1 protein-coding gene is annotated in these 255 nt (G+C 59.2%); it reads right to left on the reverse strand.

The genetic code is table 11. The features are described 5' to 3' along the window. On the reverse strand, nt 1-255 hold a 255-nt coding region (locus MRBLMS1_RS24690), incomplete at both ends, for a S41 family peptidase (protein WP_485882662.1).

Raw genomic sequence — 255 nt, forward strand, 5'->3', positions numbered from 1 at the left:
TATGGGCGCGAAGCGTTGGCGCCGCCCCAAGTGCGTTCCCCGATCACCTTGGCGCGTTTCAGCGCCTGCATTTGGTACGCAAATGATTCGGCGGCGGACTTCGTATCGGGGCCTGTCAAGATGAGGATCGGCTTCTTGCCCCCATAGCGTTTGCCGTCGAGCTTATCCTGCGTCCAATACTGCGTGGTGATACCGGTCGCACGTTCCCAGATGTCGTTGAGGCGGGTGCGCCCGTCAACAAGATAACTGATCAGT

The sequence above is a fragment of the Massilia sp. LMS1-1-1.1 genome (genome assembly GCF_040815535.1).
Classification (GTDB): Bacteria; Pseudomonadota; Gammaproteobacteria; order Burkholderiales; family Burkholderiaceae_D; genus Janthinobacterium; species Janthinobacterium aestuarii.